The organism is Paenibacillus sp. plas6 (genome assembly GCF_057221655.1).
In genome coordinates, this window is record NZ_CM170151.1 from 3,430,697 (window position 1) to 3,451,881 (window position 21,185).

General features: G+C 40.0%; 23 protein-coding genes and 2 riboswitches. Of the genes, 19 read left to right on the plus strand and 4 right to left on the minus strand.

The annotated features are described in order from the left end of the window. Positions 1-10: 10 nt before the first annotated feature. Together lipA and AC2TDL_RS15205 are read left to right on the plus strand one after the other, a co-directional pair. Complete coding sequence (lipA, locus tag AC2TDL_RS15200) at positions 11-979, plus strand: lipoyl synthase (RefSeq protein ID WP_484696919.1); 969 nt, start codon at positions 11-13, stop codon at positions 977-979. A gap of 21 nt (positions 980-1,000) precedes the next feature. Continuing rightward, entirely contained in the window at positions 1,001-1,810 is an 810-nt protein-coding gene (locus tag AC2TDL_RS15205) for a YutD family protein (RefSeq protein ID WP_484696920.1), read from the plus strand. An 85-nt stretch (positions 1,811-1,895) separates the two neighbouring features. Here the strand turns inward: AC2TDL_RS15205 and AC2TDL_RS15210 are convergent, their stop codons facing one another. Continuing rightward, positions 1,896-2,696, minus strand: coding sequence for an NAD kinase (locus AC2TDL_RS15210; RefSeq protein WP_484701208.1), 801 nt, complete (start codon positions 2,694-2,696; stop codon positions 1,896-1,898). A gap of 82 nt (positions 2,697-2,778) precedes the next feature. Beyond that, positions 2,779-3,858 (minus strand): sporulation integral membrane protein YlbJ, encoded by a 1,080-nt coding sequence (ylbJ, locus tag AC2TDL_RS15215; RefSeq protein WP_484696921.1) that lies wholly within the window; start codon positions 3,856-3,858, stop codon positions 2,779-2,781. Between the two features lie 375 nt (positions 3,859-4,233). After that, a riboswitch (TPP riboswitch) is annotated at positions 4,234-4,352 on the plus strand. A gap of 42 nt (positions 4,353-4,394) precedes the next feature. Beyond that, positions 4,395-4,518: riboswitch (TPP riboswitch) on the plus strand. A gap of 177 nt (positions 4,519-4,695) precedes the next feature. On the opposite strand from ylbJ, the gene thiM reads away from it, so the two are divergent. From thiM to AC2TDL_RS15245, 6 genes are all read left to right on the plus strand, one after another. Continuing rightward, entirely contained in the window at positions 4,696-5,517 is an 822-nt protein-coding gene (thiM, locus tag AC2TDL_RS15220) for a hydroxyethylthiazole kinase (RefSeq protein ID WP_484696922.1), read from the plus strand. Beyond that, entirely contained in the window at positions 5,504-6,160 is a 657-nt protein-coding gene (gene thiE / locus AC2TDL_RS15225; protein ID WP_484696923.1) for a thiamine phosphate synthase, read from the plus strand. Before thiM ends, thiE begins: the two co-directional genes overlap by 14 nt. A gap of 41 nt (positions 6,161-6,201) precedes the next feature. Beyond that, positions 6,202-7,032 carry a bifunctional hydroxymethylpyrimidine kinase/phosphomethylpyrimidine kinase gene (thiD, locus tag AC2TDL_RS15230; RefSeq protein ID WP_484696924.1) on the plus strand — a complete coding sequence of 277 codons (831 nt, stop codon included), beginning with the start codon at positions 6,202-6,204 and terminating at the stop codon, positions 7,030-7,032. Beyond that, complete coding sequence (gene tenA, locus AC2TDL_RS15235) at positions 7,032-7,691, plus strand: thiaminase II (RefSeq protein WP_484696925.1); 660 nt, start codon at positions 7,032-7,034, stop codon at positions 7,689-7,691. Before thiD ends, tenA begins: the two co-directional genes overlap by 1 nt. Before the next feature lie 255 nt (positions 7,692-7,946). Beyond that, a complete protein-coding gene (locus AC2TDL_RS15240; RefSeq protein WP_484696926.1) occupies positions 7,947-8,330 on the plus strand; it encodes a globin domain-containing protein in 384 nt (127 codons plus the stop codon). A 24-nt stretch (positions 8,331-8,354) separates the two neighbouring features. Then, entirely contained in the window at positions 8,355-9,023 is a 669-nt protein-coding gene (locus AC2TDL_RS15245; RefSeq protein WP_484696927.1) for a DUF2225 domain-containing protein, read from the plus strand. Between the two features lie 116 nt (positions 9,024-9,139). Here the strand turns inward: AC2TDL_RS15245 and AC2TDL_RS15250 are convergent, their stop codons facing one another. Continuing rightward, positions 9,140-9,373: a hypothetical protein gene (locus AC2TDL_RS15250; protein WP_484696928.1), complete on the minus strand. Its 234-nt coding sequence runs from the start codon at positions 9,371-9,373 to the stop codon at positions 9,140-9,142. Further along, positions 9,370-9,558: a YycC family protein gene (locus tag AC2TDL_RS15255; RefSeq protein ID WP_484696929.1), complete on the minus strand. Its 189-nt coding sequence runs from the start codon at positions 9,556-9,558 to the stop codon at positions 9,370-9,372. Before AC2TDL_RS15255 ends, AC2TDL_RS15250 begins: the two co-directional genes overlap by 4 nt. Positions 9,559-9,652: 94 nt before the next feature. Here AC2TDL_RS15255 and AC2TDL_RS15260 point away from each other — a divergent pair, with 94 nt between their 5' ends. The 11 genes from AC2TDL_RS15260 (at position 9,653) to AC2TDL_RS15310 (ending at position 21,174) form a co-directional block, all read left to right on the plus strand. Beyond that, entirely contained in the window at positions 9,653-11,428 is a 1,776-nt protein-coding gene (locus AC2TDL_RS15260) for a M3 family oligoendopeptidase (RefSeq protein WP_484696930.1), read from the plus strand. A 50-nt stretch (positions 11,429-11,478) separates the two neighbouring features. Continuing rightward, the gene (ndk, locus tag AC2TDL_RS15265; protein ID WP_484696931.1) at positions 11,479-11,889 is read left to right on the plus strand and encodes a nucleoside-diphosphate kinase; all 411 of its coding nucleotides are present in this window, start codon (positions 11,479-11,481) and stop codon (positions 11,887-11,889) included. A gap of 185 nt (positions 11,890-12,074) precedes the next feature. Further along, positions 12,075-13,244: a P-loop NTPase family protein gene (locus AC2TDL_RS15270; protein WP_484696932.1), complete on the plus strand. Its 1,170-nt coding sequence runs from the start codon at positions 12,075-12,077 to the stop codon at positions 13,242-13,244. Between the two features lie 53 nt (positions 13,245-13,297). Beyond that, complete coding sequence (locus AC2TDL_RS15275) at positions 13,298-14,518, plus strand: TadA family conjugal transfer-associated ATPase (RefSeq protein ID WP_484701210.1); 1,221 nt, start codon at positions 13,298-13,300, stop codon at positions 14,516-14,518. 15 nt (positions 14,519-14,533) lie between these two features. Then, positions 14,534-15,445 (plus strand): type II secretion system F family protein, encoded by a 912-nt coding sequence (locus AC2TDL_RS15280; protein WP_484696933.1) that lies wholly within the window; start codon positions 14,534-14,536, stop codon positions 15,443-15,445. A 9-nt stretch (positions 15,446-15,454) separates the two neighbouring features. Then, the gene (locus AC2TDL_RS15285; RefSeq protein ID WP_484696934.1) at positions 15,455-16,426 is read left to right on the plus strand and encodes a hypothetical protein; all 972 of its coding nucleotides are present in this window, start codon (positions 15,455-15,457) and stop codon (positions 16,424-16,426) included. A 54-nt stretch (positions 16,427-16,480) separates the two neighbouring features. Then, positions 16,481-16,690: a Flp1 family type IVb pilin gene (locus AC2TDL_RS15290; protein WP_484696935.1), complete on the plus strand. Its 210-nt coding sequence runs from the start codon at positions 16,481-16,483 to the stop codon at positions 16,688-16,690. After that, positions 16,674-17,387: a TadE/TadG family type IV pilus assembly protein gene (locus tag AC2TDL_RS15295; RefSeq protein ID WP_484696936.1), complete on the plus strand. Its 714-nt coding sequence runs from the start codon at positions 16,674-16,676 to the stop codon at positions 17,385-17,387. Before AC2TDL_RS15290 ends, AC2TDL_RS15295 begins: the two co-directional genes overlap by 17 nt. 18 nt (positions 17,388-17,405) lie before the next feature. Continuing rightward, positions 17,406-19,694 carry a TadE/TadG family type IV pilus assembly protein gene (locus tag AC2TDL_RS15300; RefSeq protein ID WP_484696937.1) on the plus strand — a complete coding sequence of 763 codons (2,289 nt, stop codon included), beginning with the start codon at positions 17,406-17,408 and terminating at the stop codon, positions 19,692-19,694. Beyond that, positions 19,654-20,637: a hypothetical protein gene (locus tag AC2TDL_RS15305; RefSeq protein ID WP_484696938.1), complete on the plus strand. Its 984-nt coding sequence runs from the start codon at positions 19,654-19,656 to the stop codon at positions 20,635-20,637. Before AC2TDL_RS15300 ends, AC2TDL_RS15305 begins: the two co-directional genes overlap by 41 nt. A 21-nt stretch (positions 20,638-20,658) precedes the next feature. Next, positions 20,659-21,174 (plus strand): A24 family peptidase, encoded by a 516-nt coding sequence (locus AC2TDL_RS15310; RefSeq protein WP_484696939.1) that lies wholly within the window; start codon positions 20,659-20,661, stop codon positions 21,172-21,174. Positions 21,175-21,185 lie beyond the last annotated feature (11 nt).

Consider the following 21,185-nt stretch of genomic DNA (forward strand, 5'->3'; position numbering starts at 1 on the left):
GTACTGTTCAATGAAACAACAAAGTGAAAAGTTGCAAAAGCCTGATTGGCTAAGAATTAAACTAACTACTGGCGGTAATTACGCTGAAATTAAAGATATGATGCGAACTAAAACGCTACATACAGTTTGTGAAGAGGCGCGCTGTCCAAATATCTATGAATGTTGGGCTAACCGAACAGCAACATTTATGATTTTAGGTGATATTTGTACTCGTGCCTGTCGTTTTTGTGCAGTAAATACAGGAATGCCGACTGAATTGGATTTACAGGAGCCAGAGCGTGTTGCAGAAGCTGCAGAACAAATGGATTTAAGACATTGCGTTGTTACTTCGGTAGCTCGTGATGATTTGGCAGATGGCGGAGCGTCGATCTTCGCTGCAACGATAAAAGCAATCCGTAAAAGATTACCATTTTGTCGTGTAGAAGTACTTATCCCGGATTTTATGGGAAATTGGGATGCATTACAGGTCGTTATGGATGCTAACCCAGATATTTTGAACCATAATATTGAAACGGTCAGAAGATTGTCAGACCGAGTTCGTGCTAAAGCGAAATATGAACGTTCATTAGAGCTGTTAAAACGTGCAAAGGAAATGAAGCCAAAGATTCCTACGAAATCCAGCATTATGCTTGGGGTTGGTGAAGAGTGGGATGAAATTATAGAGGCGATGGATGACTTACGTGCAGTGGACTGTAACATTTTGACGATTGGTCAATATTTACAACCGACTCCAAAGCATTTGAAAGTAGAACGTTATGTACATCCAGATGAATTTGCAAAATTGAAGTTGGAAGGCTTGAAGCGTGGATTTAGACATGTGGAATCAGGTCCGCTTGTTCGTAGCTCATACCATGCCCATGAGCAAACTGATTCAGCTTATGCTTCTATGGCAGCCGATGCATCCCATCAAGTTGTGTCCGAAGCAACAGAAGGTGCTGTTACTTCCCGATCTGGCGCTTGCTCTAATATTGTGATTTAAAGTCAGAGGAGAGGTGCACGAGTGGCAATTATTCATATCGCAGGAAATACGTATGAGTTAATTATGGAAAATCGTAATGGCTGGAATGTTGAAGCTTTTCGTAATCGTTATAGCGAGGTTTTAGAGCGTTATGATTATATTGTTGGAGATTGGGGCTATAATCAGCTTCGATTAAAGGGCTTTTTCAGAGACGGCCATCAAAAAGCAACTAAAGACTCCACGTTTTCTTATATTACAGATTACCTTAATGAGTATTGTAATTTCGGCTGTGCTTATTTTTTGCTGGAGAAAAAAAATAAGGACGAGTCGATTAACGATGGCGAGGAGCATATTTATCTCCAAGAACCAGAATATACAAGAACCTTACCGACGATTGTAACCAAGGAAAAGGAAAGTAAGGATTCTAAGCAAAAAGATTCGAAGGAGATGAAAGAAGCTAAAGAAGCTAAGGATGAAAAAGACGGAAGTGACTCAAAGGAAGTAAAAACAAAATCTACTTTGCTGGATAGCTTCGATGACGAGCTCAGCTCTTTAAATACAAAGGAAGCTGCCAATCGCAGCAAGCGCTCCGTTCAACGTGAAAAAGGCGGGGAAGAGAACGGTGCTGAGAAGTCTCGCTCACGTAACCATCAACGCTCTCGTAGCAATCAACGTCAACAAGCTAAGGCTCAAGTCGATGATGCGATAGAGAATGAGTTGGACAATGGAAGCAAGAAGGAAGGAAAGCTTAAGCGAAAAGATAATTTTTATCGTAAGGGCAATCGTCCTCAAGATAAAAAAAACAAAGGCAACAGACATCAAGCTGAGCAATTAAATTCTAGCAACAGCTAACAATACCACAATTGCATTTCTCAATTAAGAAAGGGATGCTTAGAGCATTTGTTACAATGCTTCTAGGCATCCCTTATTGATTATATTAATTTAGTGAGTCGATCCCAATAAACGCATTGCGAACACGATTCCAGAATGGGAACGGTCTGTAGCGGGCAAATCTAACTTTTTTAGAAGCAACCGCACATTTTATTGAGATAACATCATCAAACATTTTACCAATATGATCCACATTAATTTGAATTTTTTGCTGTTTCATACAAATGATATCGCAGTAATGGTGCTTTGGCAGCAATACAGACGAACCAAGCGTTCGATAAACAATGTTGTTAATCGAGGCGATTTCAGTGATCTGCAAAGATTCAATAGTTGGATGAACAATCGATCCTCCCAAGCTTTTATTGTATGCAGTGCTACCGGTAGGAGTAGAAATAACAATGCCATCTCCACGAAACATTTCAAACTGCTCACCATTAATATTCACTTGTGCGACCATTGTATTGTCGACGCCTTTAAGCGTAAACTCATTTAGCGCATAGTACTGATAAGTGCCTGATTGCGTAACAAGCTCAATATTTGCTAATGGGTACTGAACGATATTCGGTTCAATAGTACTCATTTTCTCTACAAGTAGCTCCAGCTCATGAGGCTTCCAGTCGGCATAAAAGCCAAGATGTCCAGTATGGATTCCGACAAAAGCAACATGCTCAATTTGATCTAAATAATAATGGTAGGCTTCCAATAACGTTCCGTCTCCGCCAATGGACAGGACAATATTCGGCTTTTGCTGATCCTGCTGAAGACCTTTTTCACTTGCGAGTTTGATGAAGGATTGCGCTAATTCCTTGGATAAAGAGTCTCCGCGATCGATAACAGCATATTTCAATGTAATAAGCTCCTTTACATGTTCCTTGTACATATAAAAGCATAGCTGAAATGAAAGCAATGTTCAAGGTGTAATAACTTCTTTAGCTGGGTCCTAGCCAATTCCAAAGGAGATACAATAAAATGACCGAAACAATGCAGTGCAGAAGCCGAGCAAATAGAAAAGGAGTATATCGTATCGAGGTGTGACTTAATATACTGGCAATTTGCGCATGCACTGAAAGTCCGCCCCAAGAAAGCACTGCAACAGCGAGCGCTGCTTGATGCTGCAAAGGAAGTGCAGTTAAACTGGCTTGTTGCGCACCAAGCGTAACTTCAAATACGCCTGGAATAATGCCTTCTGCTATGAGCGGAGAAATTCCCAGCAATTGAAACAAATGCTCTAATGCAACAATCATCGTTGCTAAAAGTTTAGCATCAGACAATAACTGAAGAACGACAGAAAAGAACACGACTAATCCGCCAACAACAATCATTAGACGTAACGCAGAATTGATTGCTTGATGAATAATGACAGCCAGCGATCGGCCATCCAGCAGTCTTGCCTCATGCATCGCGTGCAGAGCTTGATGTAGCAGGCTGCGTTGATATTGACCAGCAAAGCTTTTAGTTGCTAACTTATTGAATGCCTTCTTCTCTTCTTCGCTTACATCATGAAACCGCATAAGAATACCTACAATTAATGCCCCAATATAATGAGCAGCAGCTAGGATAACTGCCAGTTTTGCCTGTCCAAAGAAGCCAATTGAAACCGCACCAATTAAAAAAATCGGGTCAGAGGAGGTGGTAAAGGCTACTAAGCGCTCACCTTCACGTCGATTTAGTAAGCGTTGCTCATATAATTGGGCTGTTAACTTTGCTCCAACAGGATAACCAGAAATATATCCTAGCGTAACGACAAAGCCGCCAATGCCAGGAATACGAAAGATTGGTCGCATTAACGGATCTAAAATTTTTCCGAAAAAGTGCACTACACCGAAGCCAAGCATAAGTTCAGATATAACAAAGAAAGGAAATAGTGCAGGAAATAAAACTTCCCACCAGATGGCTAAACCACGTAACGAAGCGCTTAGTGCCTGCTGTGGAAAGAGAAGCATAAGTAGGATGATTATTGACGATAATATACCAAGCAAACTTAATGGTCGGAACAGTATTTTTAACATACGGGTACATCCTATTCTCTTAATTTTTAATTCTTATAAATATATATGAAATAGGAGGTACAAGCATGCCGCTTAGCTAACAATCAATATTTGTAATGTAAACGTAATACAAATTGACCACTAAACAATGACGAAATGTGATATACTAAATATATATGAGATGATGGAGTGATGATCATGGCCATTCTGACAGGTATTCTAGTATGCGCGTTTGTATATGTGATCAGAGAAGCAGTATCCTCCCCAGCAAATAATAAAGATTATGATTATAAATAAAGTTGTAAATTTTACAAGTTTAGATAGCCAGTTCTGCTATGGTGCAGAGACTGGCTTTTTTATTTCTCTTGAAAAATAGTAAAATTGCCAGTATAATACAAATTATTGCAGGGGAGCTTGCAGACATGATCGTCTTACAGGCTGAGAGGAAGGTGAAGCCTTCGACCCTTTGACCTGATGCGGATAATGCCGCCGTAGGAAGTCGTCGATGAACTATTTTCAGGAGGCGCTCCCAAGGTGTCTCCTTTTTTAATTGAATAGAGATTTGGCAGGGGAGCTTGCAGACAAGACAAGATTGTCTTAACAGGCTGAGAGGAAGGTGAGACCTTCGACCCTTAACCTGATGCGGATAATGCCGCCGTAGGAAGTCATCGATGGAGTTTTTCATAGGAGGCACCCGAGGTGTCTCCTTTTTTTTGCTACTGAAGGTGCATAGAATCCAAGGTCATTGGAACAAAGTAAGACGCTTTTCTATCTTGTTTTGCTGTAAAAGAGGGTCATGTTGCAATGTTCTGATTGCAAGTAATCTTCAAATCTCAAATTGATAGAGGAGTGTATGTAATGTTTGAAATTTTGCTAACTAACGTTCGTAAGACTGGTCCGCTCGTCCACAATATTACAAACTATGTGACCGTCAATGATTGTGCCAACATTGTGCTCGCTTGTGGGGCATCTCCGATTATGGCAGACGATGTGAAAGAAGTTGCGGAGATTACTGCAATTTGTGGCAGTCTTAATATTAATCTCGGCACGTTAAACGAAAGTACCTTTGCCGCTATGCTGGCTGCAGGAAAAAAAGCAAATGAATTGGCACATCCCGTTGTCTTTGATCCAGTTGGTGTTGGTGCCTCAAAATTGCGTACAGATTCAGCCTTTAAGCTGCTTGAGGAAGTTCAATTCACTTGTATACGCGGGAATATTTCAGAAATTAAAACATTAGCTCATGGCAGTGGAACGACCAGAGGAGTCGATGCTGATGCAGCTGATAAAGTAACGGATGAGAATTTAGACGAAGCGGTTAGTTTTGCAAAAGCATTTGCTCAAAAACATAGAACGGTTGTAGCTATAACTGGTGCAATCGATATTGTTGCCAATGAAAACCAAGCATACTGTATTCGCAATGGTCATCCTATAATGTCCTCGATAACTGGTACTGGTTGTCAGCTTTCAGCTTTGATAGCATCGTTTTTAGCAGCAAATCCACAGCATCCTTTACAAGCAACTGCAGCGGCGGTTTGTGCGATGGGCATAGCAGGAGAACTTGCTCATTTGCGACTATCCCCTATGGATGGCAATGCATCTTGCAGAAACTATATCATTGATGCCATTTATAATTTAACACCGACACAGTTGGAGAAAGGTGCAAAGTATGAAGTGCGATAAGAAACATATGTTACTTTATGCAGTTACAGATCGAGCCTGGGTCGGTAAGCAAAGTCTGTATGAGCAAGTAGAATCTGCCCTGAAAGGTGGGGTTACCTGTGTGCAACTTCGTGAAAAAGAACTCGGCTATGAAGCGTTTTTGGCAGAAGCGCTAGAAATAGCTGACCTCTGTAAGCAATATGGTGTTCCTTTCTTTGTTAATGACAATGTGGAAATTGCTATTTCGTGTAATGCAGATGGGATTCATGTTGGCCAGGGGGATATGAACGTTTCGCAGGTTCGGTCTTTAGTTGGTGACAGAATGATGATTGGTGTGTCGGTGCATAACGTTGAAGAAGCTTTAGAGGCTGTTCGTAACGGAGCAGATTGCCTTGGAATAGGTGCTGTCTTTTCTACTGCTACCAAGCAGAATGCAAAAGCTGTAACTCTCCAGACACTTCGCGATATTTGTCATGCCGTAGATCTTCCAGTAGTTGCGATTGGTGGGATTAACAAAAGCAATATGCTGCAATTAGCAGATTCTGGGGTTGATGGAGTGGCCTTAGTTAGTGCTATTTTTGCTGCCGAGGATATTGAGCATGAATGTCGCGAACTTCGCAAGCTGGCTGAGCTGACTGTCAATAGACATAATACCGTTTCTTAAGGAATCATTTACTTGTAAATTATAAGGCAAGGAGAATGAGTATGAGAACAGCATTAACAATTGCTGGCAGTGATTGCAGTGGAGGCGCTGGTATTCAAGCCGATCTAAAAACGATGACAATGAACGGAGTTTACGGGATGAGTGCAATTACTGCCTTAACTGCACAAAATACAACAGGAGTAACCGCTATTGTTGAAGTATCTCCGCAATTTTTGCTGCAACAAATAGATATGATTTTTACAGATATTGTTCCTGATGCAGTAAAAATAGGGATGGTTTCGAATTCGGAGCTAATGGAAGTTATTGCTGAGCGCCTAATTTATTATAAAGCAAAAAACGTTGTGCTTGATCCAGTTATGGTTTCTACTTCTGGCTCTAAGCTAATGCAGGATGATGCAATTGCTATGCTAAAAGAAAAATTGCTGCCGCTAGCGACTGTTATCACACCTAATATACCAGAAGCAGAAGTGCTGTCTAGTATGAGGATTGAGGATGAGGAGGATATGATGGTTGCCGCACAATGGATTAGCGAAGCTTACAAATGCTCGGTTTTGCTAAAGGGTGGCCATGGCGTCAATGATGCCAATGATCTGCTTTATGCCAATCAGAAGTTGCAATGGTTCCGTGGCAAGCGAATTGAAACTTCGAATACGCATGGAACTGGCTGCACGCTATCGAGCGCAATTGCTGCCAATTTGGCAAAAGGCTTTGAGCTATCTGCTTCTGTGCAGCGGGCGAAAAATTATGTTACCGGTGCTTTAGCTGCTATGCTCAATCTTGGACAAGGAAATGGTCCAATACATCATACATTTCATTTAACTGGTGAGTTTGCATTAGAAAATAATTTAAGTCATATAGGAGAACGATTTTAATGAAAACTGTGGATAGATTGTTAGATGCAGCTAAAGACATTTGGCAACAATATAATAAGCACCCCTTTGTTATGGGAATCCAAGACGGGACACTTTGTAAGGATAAATTTCGACATTATATTATTCAAGACTCTCTTTACCTTGAGGACTATGCGAAGGTATTTGCAATTGGTGTGGCAAAAGCGAAAAGCCTAGAAACGACTAAATTGTTTGCCAAATATATTTCAATCATCAATGGAGAACTGGACATTCATCGCGGATATTTAAACAGACTTCATGTAACAGAGGAAGAGATTAATAATACTCCTCGCTCATTAGATAATCTCTCCTATACCTCATATATGCTGCGAGTTGCATATGAGGAGGGAGAGGCGGAAATTTTAGCTGCGATTCTTTCTTGCGCTTACAGCTATGAGATCATTGCCAAAACAATACTTAAAAATAATCCTGCTTCTATTCATCATGATTTTTATGGAGATTGGATAAAAGGATACAATTCTGAGCGTTATTCAGAAGATAATGCTTTGCTGTTAAATACACTGAATACGCTGACGGAGCATTACACCGAAAAGCAGATTAAGCATTTAATCGATGTGTTTGTTGCCTGCTCCCGCTATGAATTAGCGTTTTGGGAAATGTCTTGGAATTTATCCGTGTAAGTTACTTCAAATTAAGTAGGATTTGGACTATTTAGATTGCATATTTGAATACAAAACAGCCCTTGATATAAGCAGTTGCTGCCTTTTTCTGTTAACGATTGGGTGAACGGGCAGCTGGATCGCATTGTCAAGGGCTTATTTGTGACTATAGACTTAATTTTGTGTAAAAATATTAATTTTATAGACCTAGTCAATCTTAAATTTTATTTATTGCTATGATATAATGATCACAAGATTGACGTAGGAGTGATTTAAATGTCGCATCAAAGTACATACGAGCTTATTGGAGGAGCTGCAACAATACGTCAAATCGTTGAAGCATTCTATCCTAAAGTGCAACAAAATCCAGAAATAGGACCACTTTTTCCGCAAGATATTAATCCAGTAAAGGAAAAGCAGTATCTATTTTTGACTCAATTTTTTGGCGGACCTCCACTTTATACAGAGCAATATGGACATCCCATGATGCGAGCACGTCATCTGCCTTTTGCAATAACTGAAAAAAGAGCAAAGGCGTGGCTTAGTTGTATGAAGGAAGCACTAGAGGAAATTGATCTTCCCTCTTCCACTAGGACTTTAATCCTAGACAAGCTAGCTGGCCCGGCATATCATTTCATTAACAGCGAAGAAAATGGTTAACAGCGATGAATAGGAGTGTGGCTTATGGAGCCGATTTATATCTCAACGACAGAATGTCCTTGTTGCGAAATTACATTTAATATTACGAGGGTTAGACCCAGCTTTAAAGGTCCGTATCGAACAGACTCAGATTTTTGTGGCTATTATAAGCATGGTATTAATCCCGACTATTATGTAATTAGAGTTTGTCCGCAATGTGGTTATGCATTTTCAGAAAACGGAAAAAAAGAGTTAACTGATGAAGAAAAAGCATTGTATTTTGATCAAATCGGCAGACATTGGAAGGAACAATATTTTCATGGAGAGCGTACGGCTAAGCAAGCACTTATTACTTACAAGCGTGCATTAATGATTGCTCAGTTAATTAATGAGAACCCACGTGTTATTGCAGGGTATCTCCATCATATTGCATGGCTTTATCGTGAACTTGGAGATGTTGCAAACGAGCAGCGCTTCTTACAGTTTGCCTTAGAGGAATATATTACTGTATATCAGCATGAAACCGACAGTGAATCAAATGCTAGATTGCTGTATCTTATCGGCGAGTTGAACAGTCGAGTAGGAAATTATAATGAAGCTATCAAATGGTTTTCACGAGTTGTAAACGATCAATCTATTATGGATGCAGGAATGATACGTGCAAGTCGTGAGCGTTGGAAAGAAGTTGCTGAGCAAGCAAGAATGGCTCAATAACAGAAGATTGCATCAATTTAATAACTAAAGCCAGCTGGCTACTTATAGTGAAAAAGCAGATAAAAAAGCTACAGTATTTTGAGAGGACGCTTCTCTCATACTGTAGCTTTTTTACCTTATTTACGAACTGGACTATCAGCAAGCAAGTAATCGTCATCGACATCAACGATCGTCAGCTTTTCATAACAACAAGGAAATACGAGCAGTTTTTTCTTCCCAGATTGAATGTCGGGAATTTCTTTCCTTTTTAATGGCAATAATATTTGCTCGGAATAACAAAATGGGCATTGTTCTGCGTAATAATCATTTCGAATAACTTGATAAGGCAGTGTATTTTTAAATGGAATCATGCTTCTGACTCCTTCGAATGGTTAGAGTGCGAAGGTTCAGAGTTTGCTTCCTGAGCTTGTTGCTTTGCAAGTTCGGCAAGCTTCGCCATTAGGATATGTCTTGGTGTATGAACGAGCTGCTCTACTGGAATCTTTAGTTGTTGAGCTAGCTTCATTGCTGTTTCTGGTGACATTTGCTTTAGCATAGCGTCACACCTCCAATGATTTTGGTATACTTATTGTTATACACTTAACTAGCTAGAATCGCAATGACCATGTTAATAAGAAAAGAGGGATACGATGAGTTATTCATTAAAATGGGAACTGGATAGCATATATTCGGGCGGCTCCAATTCCACACAGCTGAATGAGGAATTAGTTGCTGTCGAGGGACAGATTGCAGAACTGAAACAATTACTAAAGCAATCCGGTGAAATTACATACGAAAACTTAGTTAAGCAAGTGTCACTAGTGCAAGACATACTAGCAACCTTACGGGAAACGGAATCATTTATCTCTTGCCTTATGGCACAGGATATGTTTGATAAGCGTACAGTTCAGCTCAATGATAGATTAAAGGGGATAAATGCGGCATATACAGCAGTATTAAATTTATTTGATGCTCGGATAAGTACAATAAAAGATGATGAGTGGGAGAGATTTTTGTCACAGCCAGAGCTAGCTCCTATCGCATATAATGTTAATGAGCGCAGAGAGCTAGCGCGTCACAAGATGGCTCCTGAACTGGAAGCTCTTGCTGCAGATTTAGCAATTGACGGTTATCACGGCTGGGGGGATTTTTACAATACGATCGTCTCTCGTACCAATTTTAAGCTTCCTGATGGCTCTGTATTGTCTGCTGGGCAAATGTCCAATAAACTTGACGATATTGATCGCAGTGTACGTGCGGCTGCCTTTCAATTATGGGAACAGGGCTGGAGTGAGCAGGCAGATTTATGTGCAGATACATTAAATCATCTGGCAGGATTTCGTTTAAAATGGTATCAAAATCGTAACTGGCACTCCTATCTTGAGGAGCCTTTGCGCATGAATCGCATGAGCAAGGAAACATTGGATGCGATGTGGCAAGCAGTAGATCGTGGTAAAAAACTATTAATTCCTTATTTTGAGCGAAAAGCAAAGTTGCTTGGAGTAGACAAGCTTTCTTGGCATGATGTGGAGGCACCGCTTCCATTAGCGGCTTCAAGCAGCAAAATGAGCTATGATGAAGCGGCACAATTTATCATTGAGCAGTTTTCGAGCTTTAGTGATGAATTAGCCGACTTTGCCAAAGAGGCTTTTGAAAATCGTTGGATTGAAGCTGAGGATCGAGCAGGTAAGCGCCCTGGAGGCTTTTGCACTGCGTTGCCAAAAAGCAAGCAAACACGGATTTTTATGACTTTTTCAGGCTCAGCCTCTAATGTCTCAACATTGGCGCATGAACTAGGTCATGCCTATCATCAGCATGTGATGAAGGATATGCCGGTTTTAACGCAAGAGTATGCAATGAATGTGGCAGAAACTGCATCTACATTTGCTGAAATGATTGTAGCCGATCAAGCTCTGTTAAGAGCGCCTAGTCGTGAGGAAAAATTAGCGCTACTCGATGATAAGTTGCAGCGTGCAATTGCATTCTACATGAATATACATGCTCGATTTATTTTTGAGTGTGATTTGTATGAGCGACGTAAAGAGTCTCCGTTAACGGTTGAGACGTTGAACGAGCTAATGGTTGCAGCACAGAAGCAGGCCTACTTAGAGCAATTGGCTGACTATCATCCACATTTTTGGGCAGCTAAGCTACATTTTTATTTAACAGATGTCCCTTTCTATAACTTTCCTTATACCTTTGGCTATTTGTTTAGCTCGGGCATTTATAAACGGGCACGAGCAGAAGGAGATAGCTTCAAAGCTTCCTATGACGCATTGCTGCGCGATACAGGGCGATTAATGGTTGAGGATTTGGCAAAGAAACATCTTGGCGTAGATTTAACGAAGCCTCATTTTTGGGATGAAGCGGCAACATTAGTTGCTGAAGATGTAGAGCAGTTTTTAGAGCTAACAGAAAATGTTTAGAAGGTAAGTAAAATAGTATATAGCATGTATCATACTGGAGGGGATTACGTATGGAAAGAACATTTGTTATGATTAAGCCTGATGGTGTTAAACGCGGATTGATTGGAAAAATTGTGACTCGTTTTGAGGAAAAAGGCTTTAAGATTGCTGCGGCGAAGCTTATGCAAATTGATGAGGATCTTGCTAAAGTACACTATGCGCATTTGTCACATAAACCATTCTTCGGCGAATTAGTGGAATATATTACGTCTGGACCAGTATTTGCCATGATTTTAGAAGGTCATGAAGCAGTGCGCAATGCACGAACATTAATTGGTTTTACCAATCCAATTGAAGCGAACGCCGGTACAATTCGTGGCGACTATGCGTTAATTGTTGACTATAATGTAATCCATGGTTCTGACTCTGTAGAAAATGCAGAAATCGAAATTTCCCGCTTCTTTGGTAATGAAAAAATTTAGGTATGATAAGTTGGAAAACGATTTTCGTACATCAATTAGTTAAGAAAAACGGTTGACAAATATTGGTTTGACATGTTATATTTTGAAACAACAATATTAATAAGAAACGGAAGCACCGTATAGCTGTTGTCTCTGCACAACAGTTATGCGGTGTTTTTTTGTTGCGTCAGGAGGGGGGAAATTCATTGAGTATTTCGGTTGCAATTATTAGCTCAGATATGGAGTATGTAACGAGATTGATGAGTTATATGAAAGGAAGTCCAATTTATCATACGTGGCGACTGCAGCTATACTCTAGCCCTGAACGAATTAGCCAGCTTGCAGAGCTTGAACGAGCACAATTGATCGTTGTTGAAGAGTCAATATATCACCTATTGCTGCGAAGAATTGAAGCTGGGGGAGGAGAAATTCGGGAACATACATTGTTGACGAAGGGCGGAGTAATCCCGCTTATCGTGCTTAGCAGTGAACGCCGAGAGTTAGCCTCGCATGAATTATACAAATTTCAATCATTAACAACATTGCTTCATTTTATACAGCAACGCTATCAATCCTGTCAGAGTGAAGGCACGAAAAGTCTTCAAATAACTGGGCTACAATCGCCCTGTATAGCAATTTGCTCTACGCTTGAGCAAACGGGAAAAACAATGCTAGCCCTGCATATTGCAGCATTGCTTGCCAGTAAAGGTTATCGCGTATTTTATTATAATTTAGAACGTTGGAATACGTCAGATTATTATTTACAAGAGACAGGAGCGAGTGAACGGGTCTCTTATTCGGATTTACTTTATCTTGTGAAGAGTAAGCAAAACGTAAAAAAATGGTTAGCTGATAAAGTAACGGCGTTAGCTAAATACGGCTTTTATTCATTGACTCCTTTTCAGCATGATGAAGACCGACAAGGCTTATCCTCGCAGGATGCGCAAGCTATTTTAATGGCAATAGCTGAAAGCGGGCTATATGATTTTATCATTGTTGATATGCCAGCAGGGTTAGATCAATGGACGTTGCCAATTCTTGCACAATGTGCCATTAACTTTATGGTTCAATTGCCAAAGCCTTCGTGGCAAAACAAGCATCGGCTTGCTTTCGCACATGCTGAGCAGTTTGAAGCTCATCTTATGCAACAATTGCAGCTTGATCGCTGGAGCATAATGAACGATCTGCATGGAAGTGCTGTCAATGCAGGAGAAAACGCGATTCCTCGTCCACTTGAATGCTTACCATTTGTTGAAGCATGGCAAAAAGGCGAGCCTGTCCTGCTAAGTTCTGCTAGTTATCGAGCGGCAGTGGAACGATGTATTGTGCGCTTAATCCAGCAAGGGGAATTAGCTGGAGGAGTGAGTGTAGGATGAAGCAACAGTCTTATGCTAATTATTCATTCATTCAGCAGCATGATAAGCAGCACATTCTGGAATCAGCTTTTAAAGAAATTCGTGATCAGCTTCGTTCACATCCAATGCTTTCACAAGCACTTAGTGATGAGGAACTGCGTGCTTACATTGAGGAGGAAGTATTGCACTGGACATCAACTACAATCATTTCAACGGATGATAAACTGGCACTTATCGATCGACTATATTATAGCTTCCGTGGCTTAGATATTTTACAGCCGCTTTTAGATGATGCTTCAATATCAGAAATTATGATTAACAATGAGCAGCAAATTTTTATTGAACGAGATGGCGAGATAAGCAGGTTAGAGCTGCAATTTGAAAATCGAGAGCGATTAGAAAGTCTTATCCAGCAAATTGTTGCTCCGATAAACCGAGTAGTAAACGAAGCATCGCCAATTGTGGATGCCAGATTAGCAGATGGCTCTCGCGTCAGTATAGTGTTACCTCCAATCGCTTTACGTGGCCCTTGTGTAACCATTCGAAAATTTCCGCAGCAGCCATTGACTATGGATGCTTTATTACAAATGGGAGCGTTAAGTGAAGAAGCTGCTGCTTGGTTAAAGGTGCTCGTTCAAGCGAAATATAACATTTTTATAAGCGGCGGGACAGGTTCGGGGAAAACAACCTTTTTGAATATACTGTCGAGTTATATTCCCCGAGATGAACGAGTGATTACAATTGAGGATGCGGCAGAGCTGCAGCTAAGAGAGATTGAAAATCTTGTATCACTAGAAACGCGCAATGCAAATTCTGAAGGCAAGGGTGAAATTACGATTCGCGATTTAATTCGAGCTTCCCTGCGAATGCGTCCTAATCGAATTATTGTTGGTGAGGTGCGAGGAAAAGAAGCATTGGATATGTTACAAGCGATGAATACTGGGCATGAGGGGAGCATGAGCACTGGTCATGCTAACAATGTGAAAGATATGTTATCTCGCTTAGAAACGATGATTTTAAGCGGCAATGACTTACCGCTGCGGGTTGTCCGCAGTCAAATATGCGCTGCTCTTGATATTTTAATTCATTTAACAAGGTTTTCAGATCGCAGTCGCGGGGTTTATGAAATTAGTCAAATTGTCGGTATAAAAGACGGAGAAATCATGCTGCAGCCGTTATTTCAATACGATGGGGAGGAACAGAGTGTGCAGAAACGGCTAAAGCGTACTGCTTATCCGCTATATCGTACGGAAAAGCTCAAACTGGCTGGTTTATCATTAGAAACAAAGATTTAGAAATGAGGGAGCTTTATGCCAAATAATAATATCTCTAAGCAATTAGGGAAAGCTTTTGATAGTTTCAGAGGAGCTGATAGACAGGCAAGCTCAACAGCTCGAGCTGGTCCTAGAGGAAGCAGGGAAGCTGTAAATCATTTTGCTCGTGCCCCGACAAAGCCGATTATCCGAACTAACGCCGAGACTTTCATTTATTATGACCAATATAAGTTATCGCGGATCGAGCTGACAAAGAGCTTATTAATATGGGGCGGTTTACTCTTTCTTATTACCTACAGTTTTTATCAGTCGCTATGGCTTTCTCTTCTCTTTACTCCACTGTCCTGTTTTTTTATTTCCTATGATCGAAAAAAACTAATTGCCAAACGAAAGCAACGAATGAGATTACAGTTAAAAGATGTATTGCTTTCTTTAGTATCTTCATTATCTGTTGGACGCTCGTTAGAAAATTGCTTTGCTGTAGCTAGTGAAGACATGGCAATGCTCTATCATCATTCCAAAGTTGAACTAATCGCTGAATTAGACATAATCAACTATCGAATTCGTAATGGAGAAAGTATTGAGCAAAGCCTACAACAGCTATCTGAACGTGCCAATATTGAAGAGCTGACTCAATTTGTCGAGGCATTACAAACCTGCAAACGCAGCGGTGGTGACCTGCTTGCTGTTATGAAACGAACAGCGACGATGCTTAGTGATCAAATTGCTGTAGATAATGAAATTAAAGTTTTGTTGGCACAAAAGAAGCTTGAAAGCAGAATTATGATGGTTACTCCTTTTGCCTTTCTACAATTTTTCCATATGATGTCTCCTATGTATATGTCTTCATTAAAATCTCCGTTTGGCTATACACTACTAACCGTTATCTTACTATTATTGCTGCTCCTGTTTTGGATAATGGATAGGATTATGACAATTAAAATATAGGTGATAAAAATGCTAGCTGTTGCGATATTCATTACGATATTGTGGACTTTTCTACTGATTTACGGAAGCAAGGTTAAAGGGATACCGAGCAAGGAGAAAATCGTTATATATGTCAACAAAAAAATGGCGTTAAAGCAAGCGCAGCGTGCCATATCCATAGAAGCAGAGGAGTTAAGGAGCAAGCGAAAACGAGCATATAAGCGACGAAAGGAGGTTAAGCTTCCAGCAACGTTTATTTATAAGCCTGCTTATTCCTTATATGAGCTAGCCCAATTAGAGCAACGAGCTATGACGATGCTTCATATGCTGCATGGTTATTTTATGCAGTTGCATCGCTATCAATGGAGCTTTGAAGGAACGGTTTTTTTGCTTAATGAAGTCATTGGACAAGCCTTATTAATCTTACTAATCGGCAGCTGGCTGGCATATGCAGCTGAGGAGTGGGCGATACTTGGCGTTTGCATTGCTGTCGCCGTAGTGCTGGTTATTAATTTGAGCCAAGCAGCTAAAAAAATGTTAGATGAACGACGTAAAGCAATATTAATGGAGCTGCCAAAGCTATTAACGAGAATTACCTTGCTTGTAGGTGCAGGAGAAACCCTGGTTCAAGCGTTTATTAAATGTATTCAAAATAAGCAGGCAAGCCAGCATCCATTGTACATTGAATGGCGGGAGGCAGTACATCAGATTAATAATGGGGTTGCCTTTACGTCAGCAATTGAAAGACTAAATCGCAATTGCTCACTTCAACAAATGTCTTTGCTGACAACTTATATATTATTGAGCTATCGAAAAGGAGGAGAACACTTTATTTCGTCTGTACAGGAACTAAATTTATCGCTTTGGGAAACGAGAAAGAACATGGCTCGCACAAAGGGGGAAGAAGGTTCGTCGAAGATGATATTCCCTTTAGTCGGTATATTGCTGCTAGTCATGGTATTAATCGTTGCACCTGCGATAATGATGATGAACAATATGTAGCTTTAATTTCAAATATTTTAGTTGTTGTTTATTCCTAATCAGGAGGGATGGATTATGTTAGGTAAATGGCAGTTACAGGCTAGCAAGACGAAAGATAAAGTTTTATCATTTTGGCGTAATGAGAGTGGAATTGGTACATTAGAGGTTGTACTCATTATTGCTGTAGTCGTATTAATCTTTATCATCTTCAAGGACTTTATTATGGAATACGTCGATAAGCTTGTAAACAAATCTAAAAAAGGTATTGATGATGCGTTTAAGTAAAATTAGAGTAGCTTTCGTTGATTTCAGAGCTGATCAGCGAGGAAGTGCAACGCTGGAATCAATGCTAGTTTTTCCGCTTATTTTGAGCGTTATTGTTATTATGATGCTGGTTGCGATTTACGATTATCAGCAAGTTTATGTACAGTATATTAGTACCACTGCAGCAGAACGAGCCAGCTACATTTGGGATGGACAAGACCGTTCATTTCGTACAGGACAAATACAATCCTCTAAGGATTACAATTTATATGAAAATGAGTTATCCATCGTCATACTAAAAAAATGGTTTGCAGTATCAGATAAACGAACTGCGCAGCAACTGGAGATTACGAGAATCAGTGAGCCTTTGCCATTAAGCGGCAATCTTATTAAAGATACATTGATTAAAGCTCAACAATATATTGTCGCTACAAATAGCGGAGTTGATGGCAAAACAGTCTTTACTAGCTCAAGTTTTATTCCTCGTATCTCGGTACAGCTTCGCAGAGATATATCTCCTCTGTTTTGGCGGCAACAGATCTTGCTGCCGTCCCCTTCATATACCGCACAATACGATATATATGCCCCGACTCAATTTATAAGAAATGTAGACTTGTTTTTGCATTATGCAAAACAATTTAGCAGTTTAACCAGTGAACAGCAACAGGAAAGAAAACTTAAAGGAGGAAAAGCGATAAAAAGCTTTTCCTCCTCATAAGGATGGTGCGCTATTCCAGTGAAACGCTTGCTATTTCGCAATGATGGTTCAGTCACGATATTTTGCGCATTAATAATGATGGTTTTAACCGTGTTTTTGATGGTGCTTTTAGATTATGCCAGAATATTTCTGTTTCAGCGAACGTCGGAATCTGCGTTAAAGCTGTCCGCTCAATCGGTTATTGCTGCATATGATCGCGAGCTGTATCAGCAGTATGGCTTGTTTGCCAGAGGAGGCAGCGCAGCAGATAAACTGTTTCGTGAAGCAATGGAGCTAAATTTAAGCAATAGCTACTCTATATTTTCCTTTGACCAAGGCAGCGATTTTGTTCAACCTAAGCTTGAGGAATTTGAAATATTTGAAGGAGATTATTTAGGGCTTCATCCTATCTTTGAGCGGCAAGTGCTTGAAGAAATGAAATATAGAGCGCCAATTGATTTTACAATCGAGCTTTTAGAGCAATGGCTGTCGATTACAAATGCAGTCAGAGAGGCGAATAACATTGTTGATGTTATTAATGAAATAGAGTCGTTATATGAAGATCGTGAGCACAAGCTCGAGAAAATTATGGCGCATCAAGAGAAAATCGGAGGGATAGTCCATGCTTCAGGCTTGCAAAGTTCAGTGAACAGCAGCATTCCAAGCATCTTAAATGGATATTCGCAATATATTAGCTGGCTAGAGTATGAAGAAAAACTAAATGGGCAAATTGCCGAGCTATATGACCGATTAGCTGAGCTTGAAAAAAAGGAGGCGGAGCTTGCTAGTAGTGGAGAGCAGCAAGGTGAAGGTTCAGATGATGAAGAAAAACCGTCACATAAACTAAGAAAGCAAATTGATAATTTAGAACGGAAAAGAGATAAATACTCTAGTCAAATTAGCTCCTATCTATCAAAAGCAGCGAATGTTCTCTCCATAATGAATACAGATTTAGATAAGTTATTACAGCAAAATCGTGATTTAGCAGAGCAAAATGACAATCTGTTACGGGAAGCTAGAACGCTAGACCAAAGTATTCAAAATAAATATAAACTGTATTTAAAACAGGACCAAGAGCTTAGCGAAAGCAGCAATGAGCTTGAAAATGAACTGCATAAGCTTAATTTTGATGACACGATGATTCGTGGAGAGCAGTATTTCGTTCAATATCAGGAAGCTATACAGAGTCAGCATAGCGCGCTTGAAGAAATTATTAATGGCGGCAAGCGTCTTGCAGAAGAAGTGAGCAGTCTAGTAAATCAGCCGCATTTAACTAATTCGTCTCGCTTAAATGATGCGAAGCAAACACTAGCTGAGCTGCAGGACAAGCTAGAAAATTATAATTTCAATTATCGCGCTCCTGCTACGTTATTAATGAGATGGCAGCAAGAGCTGGATAAGCAACGAGAGGTAAAAGCAAAAGCGGCACAATACGAGCAACAGTTTCAAGAAGCATCGGCTGGATATGAAGATATATTAGAACAGCTTATGGCAATCGAGGATACTCAAGAGGTGTCTAAAGATTATGAAGCAGTTAAGCAGCTTTTTCAGCTTAATTTTAAGCGCAATCAACATCAAGGAGAAGCAATTGATCCAAACGGCACGGAGTTAAAGGGTAGTGGCAAAAAGCAGGCATCTAGTGCGCTTAATATGCTGAATAATTTGCTAGAGACATTAAGCCGTGCTATAGAATCATTTCGTGATACAGTCTATGTAAATGAATATGCTTTAAGCAAATTTTCAAGCTTTCCGATGGGGAATATTCCAACTGACAGTAAAGAATTAGCAAGTCTGCTTAATCTGTCGGAACAAGAGGTGGAATATATTTTATTTGGTGTACATGAGCCATTAGCCAATGTTGCACTTGCTAGCGGCACTATTTTTGTTGTTCGCTTTGCAATTCGAACAATTGAAGGGTTTATTTTAAATCGCAGTTTAACCCACCCGCTGCTTATTCTCGGAGCTGCAGTCGTGCATGGGATGAAAGAGGCGATTACCGATATGAAGCAATTGATAAATGAAGGGAATACAGATCTTTCCCGTTATGCACCGCTTAAAATAAGTTACCCACAATATTTGCGGCTCCTGCTATTACTTTCTCCAACTAATTATTCTGCCAAGCTTTCGAGAATGATCGCTTTAATTGAGCATCATTTGGATATATCCTTACTAAAAGTTCCTACTTCAATTACTGTTCAGGCTGATCTATCTATGCATTTGTGGTCTTTACTTGGATTAACAGAATTAACAGGTATTCATAGCTTATTGGACAGTGAGGTGAGCGGCAATGTTTACCGACGACAGGAGCTTATTACAGCAGCCTATTGATTCAGTTAAAAAAACTTCACTGCCCCAATATATAAAGGAACATGGTCATATTACCTTCGAAGCAGCTCTTGTAGTACCGATAGTGATAGCTTTTATTTTCGTCTTTTATGCTATGCTCACGGCGATTTCAGCACAAATGGCATTACAGCAATTAGCAGCACAATCTGCTCAGCGTTTGGCAAATTATATTCATCCTGTAGCATTAACTGCAGATTATTTAAATAACGAACTATTAGACAATAAACAAGCGAAGTTTAAAAATGCAAATGAAGGTATCGAAGCACTAATTTATGAGTTAGGTGAGCTATTGCCTCATCCACTTGATTCTCTTGTTAAGGAAGGAGCAAAGGGCAATTATTGGCCCGCTACTAATTTAGCCACTACAGTGCTTGGACGGGAATGGTTTGAGCAGCTTATAGTCGGAATAGAGCCAAACTCTATATTAAAAAAGGAAAATGTACATCTTGTTTATTTACAGTTACCAGATCTTGTTCATTATACAGACTACAATGTCATTGTAGCTCTGCAATATGATCTCCCCTTTAAACTGCCCTTTTTTGAGCATCGTTTCTCGGTTAGAGAGCAGGCAATGCAGCGTGTATGGTTGCCAGATGCAGTCCCTCTTAATTTCGAGGTTTCTAAGGATGAAGCAGAATCATCCTATATTTATATTACATCAATTGAGCCTAATCCATTAAAGCCGGGCAGAAAAGCAACAATTAAAGTACTGACGGAGCCCAACAGTACGATAACGCTGGAGGTTTATTATAAGAGCGGTAAAAGTGTTGCAAAGCATTTAGGAACAGCTACTGCCAACGACAATGGAGAAGTGGAATGGACTTGGCATGTTTCAGGTAATACAACACCGGGAATTTGGATGCTGAAGCTAACATTAACAGAATCAAATTACAGCTTGCAGCACCCGTTTGAAGTTAGTAAATAAGTTCAGCAAGGGAGGAACGCAATGAGCATTCATTTATGGTTGGCATTGATCGTTGCTATTATTGCTTTATGTTACGATGTGACACAGTTTCGAATTCCAAACTGGTTAGCGCTTAGCACGCTGCTTATTGGCATTATTTATTGCGTTGTTAACCAAGGCTTTACAGGCTTAGGCAGTTCCTTGTTAGGGGCAGCAATCGGCTTTTTTCCTATGCTCCTTGTATTTTTATGTAAAGGAATTGGAGCGGGAGATGTAAAGTTGTTTGCCGCTTTAGGAGCATTGCTAAAAATGGAGAACATTATTTTACTAATGGGGCTTTCATTTATTTATGCTGGAATCGTATCTGTTCTATTAATTGTCTATCAGTTTATGCTAAAGCTTATAAAGAAAAACTATTATTATGCAAACTCACTATTAGTCGAAGAAACAACAGTAAACGATAAATTATTGCTGCTAGGCATCACAAAACTGCATCAGTTTCCGTTTATGTTGGCGGTCGCACCTGCAATGCTAACAGTCTGGTTTTTGGCAGCATAATGAAGAAAGGA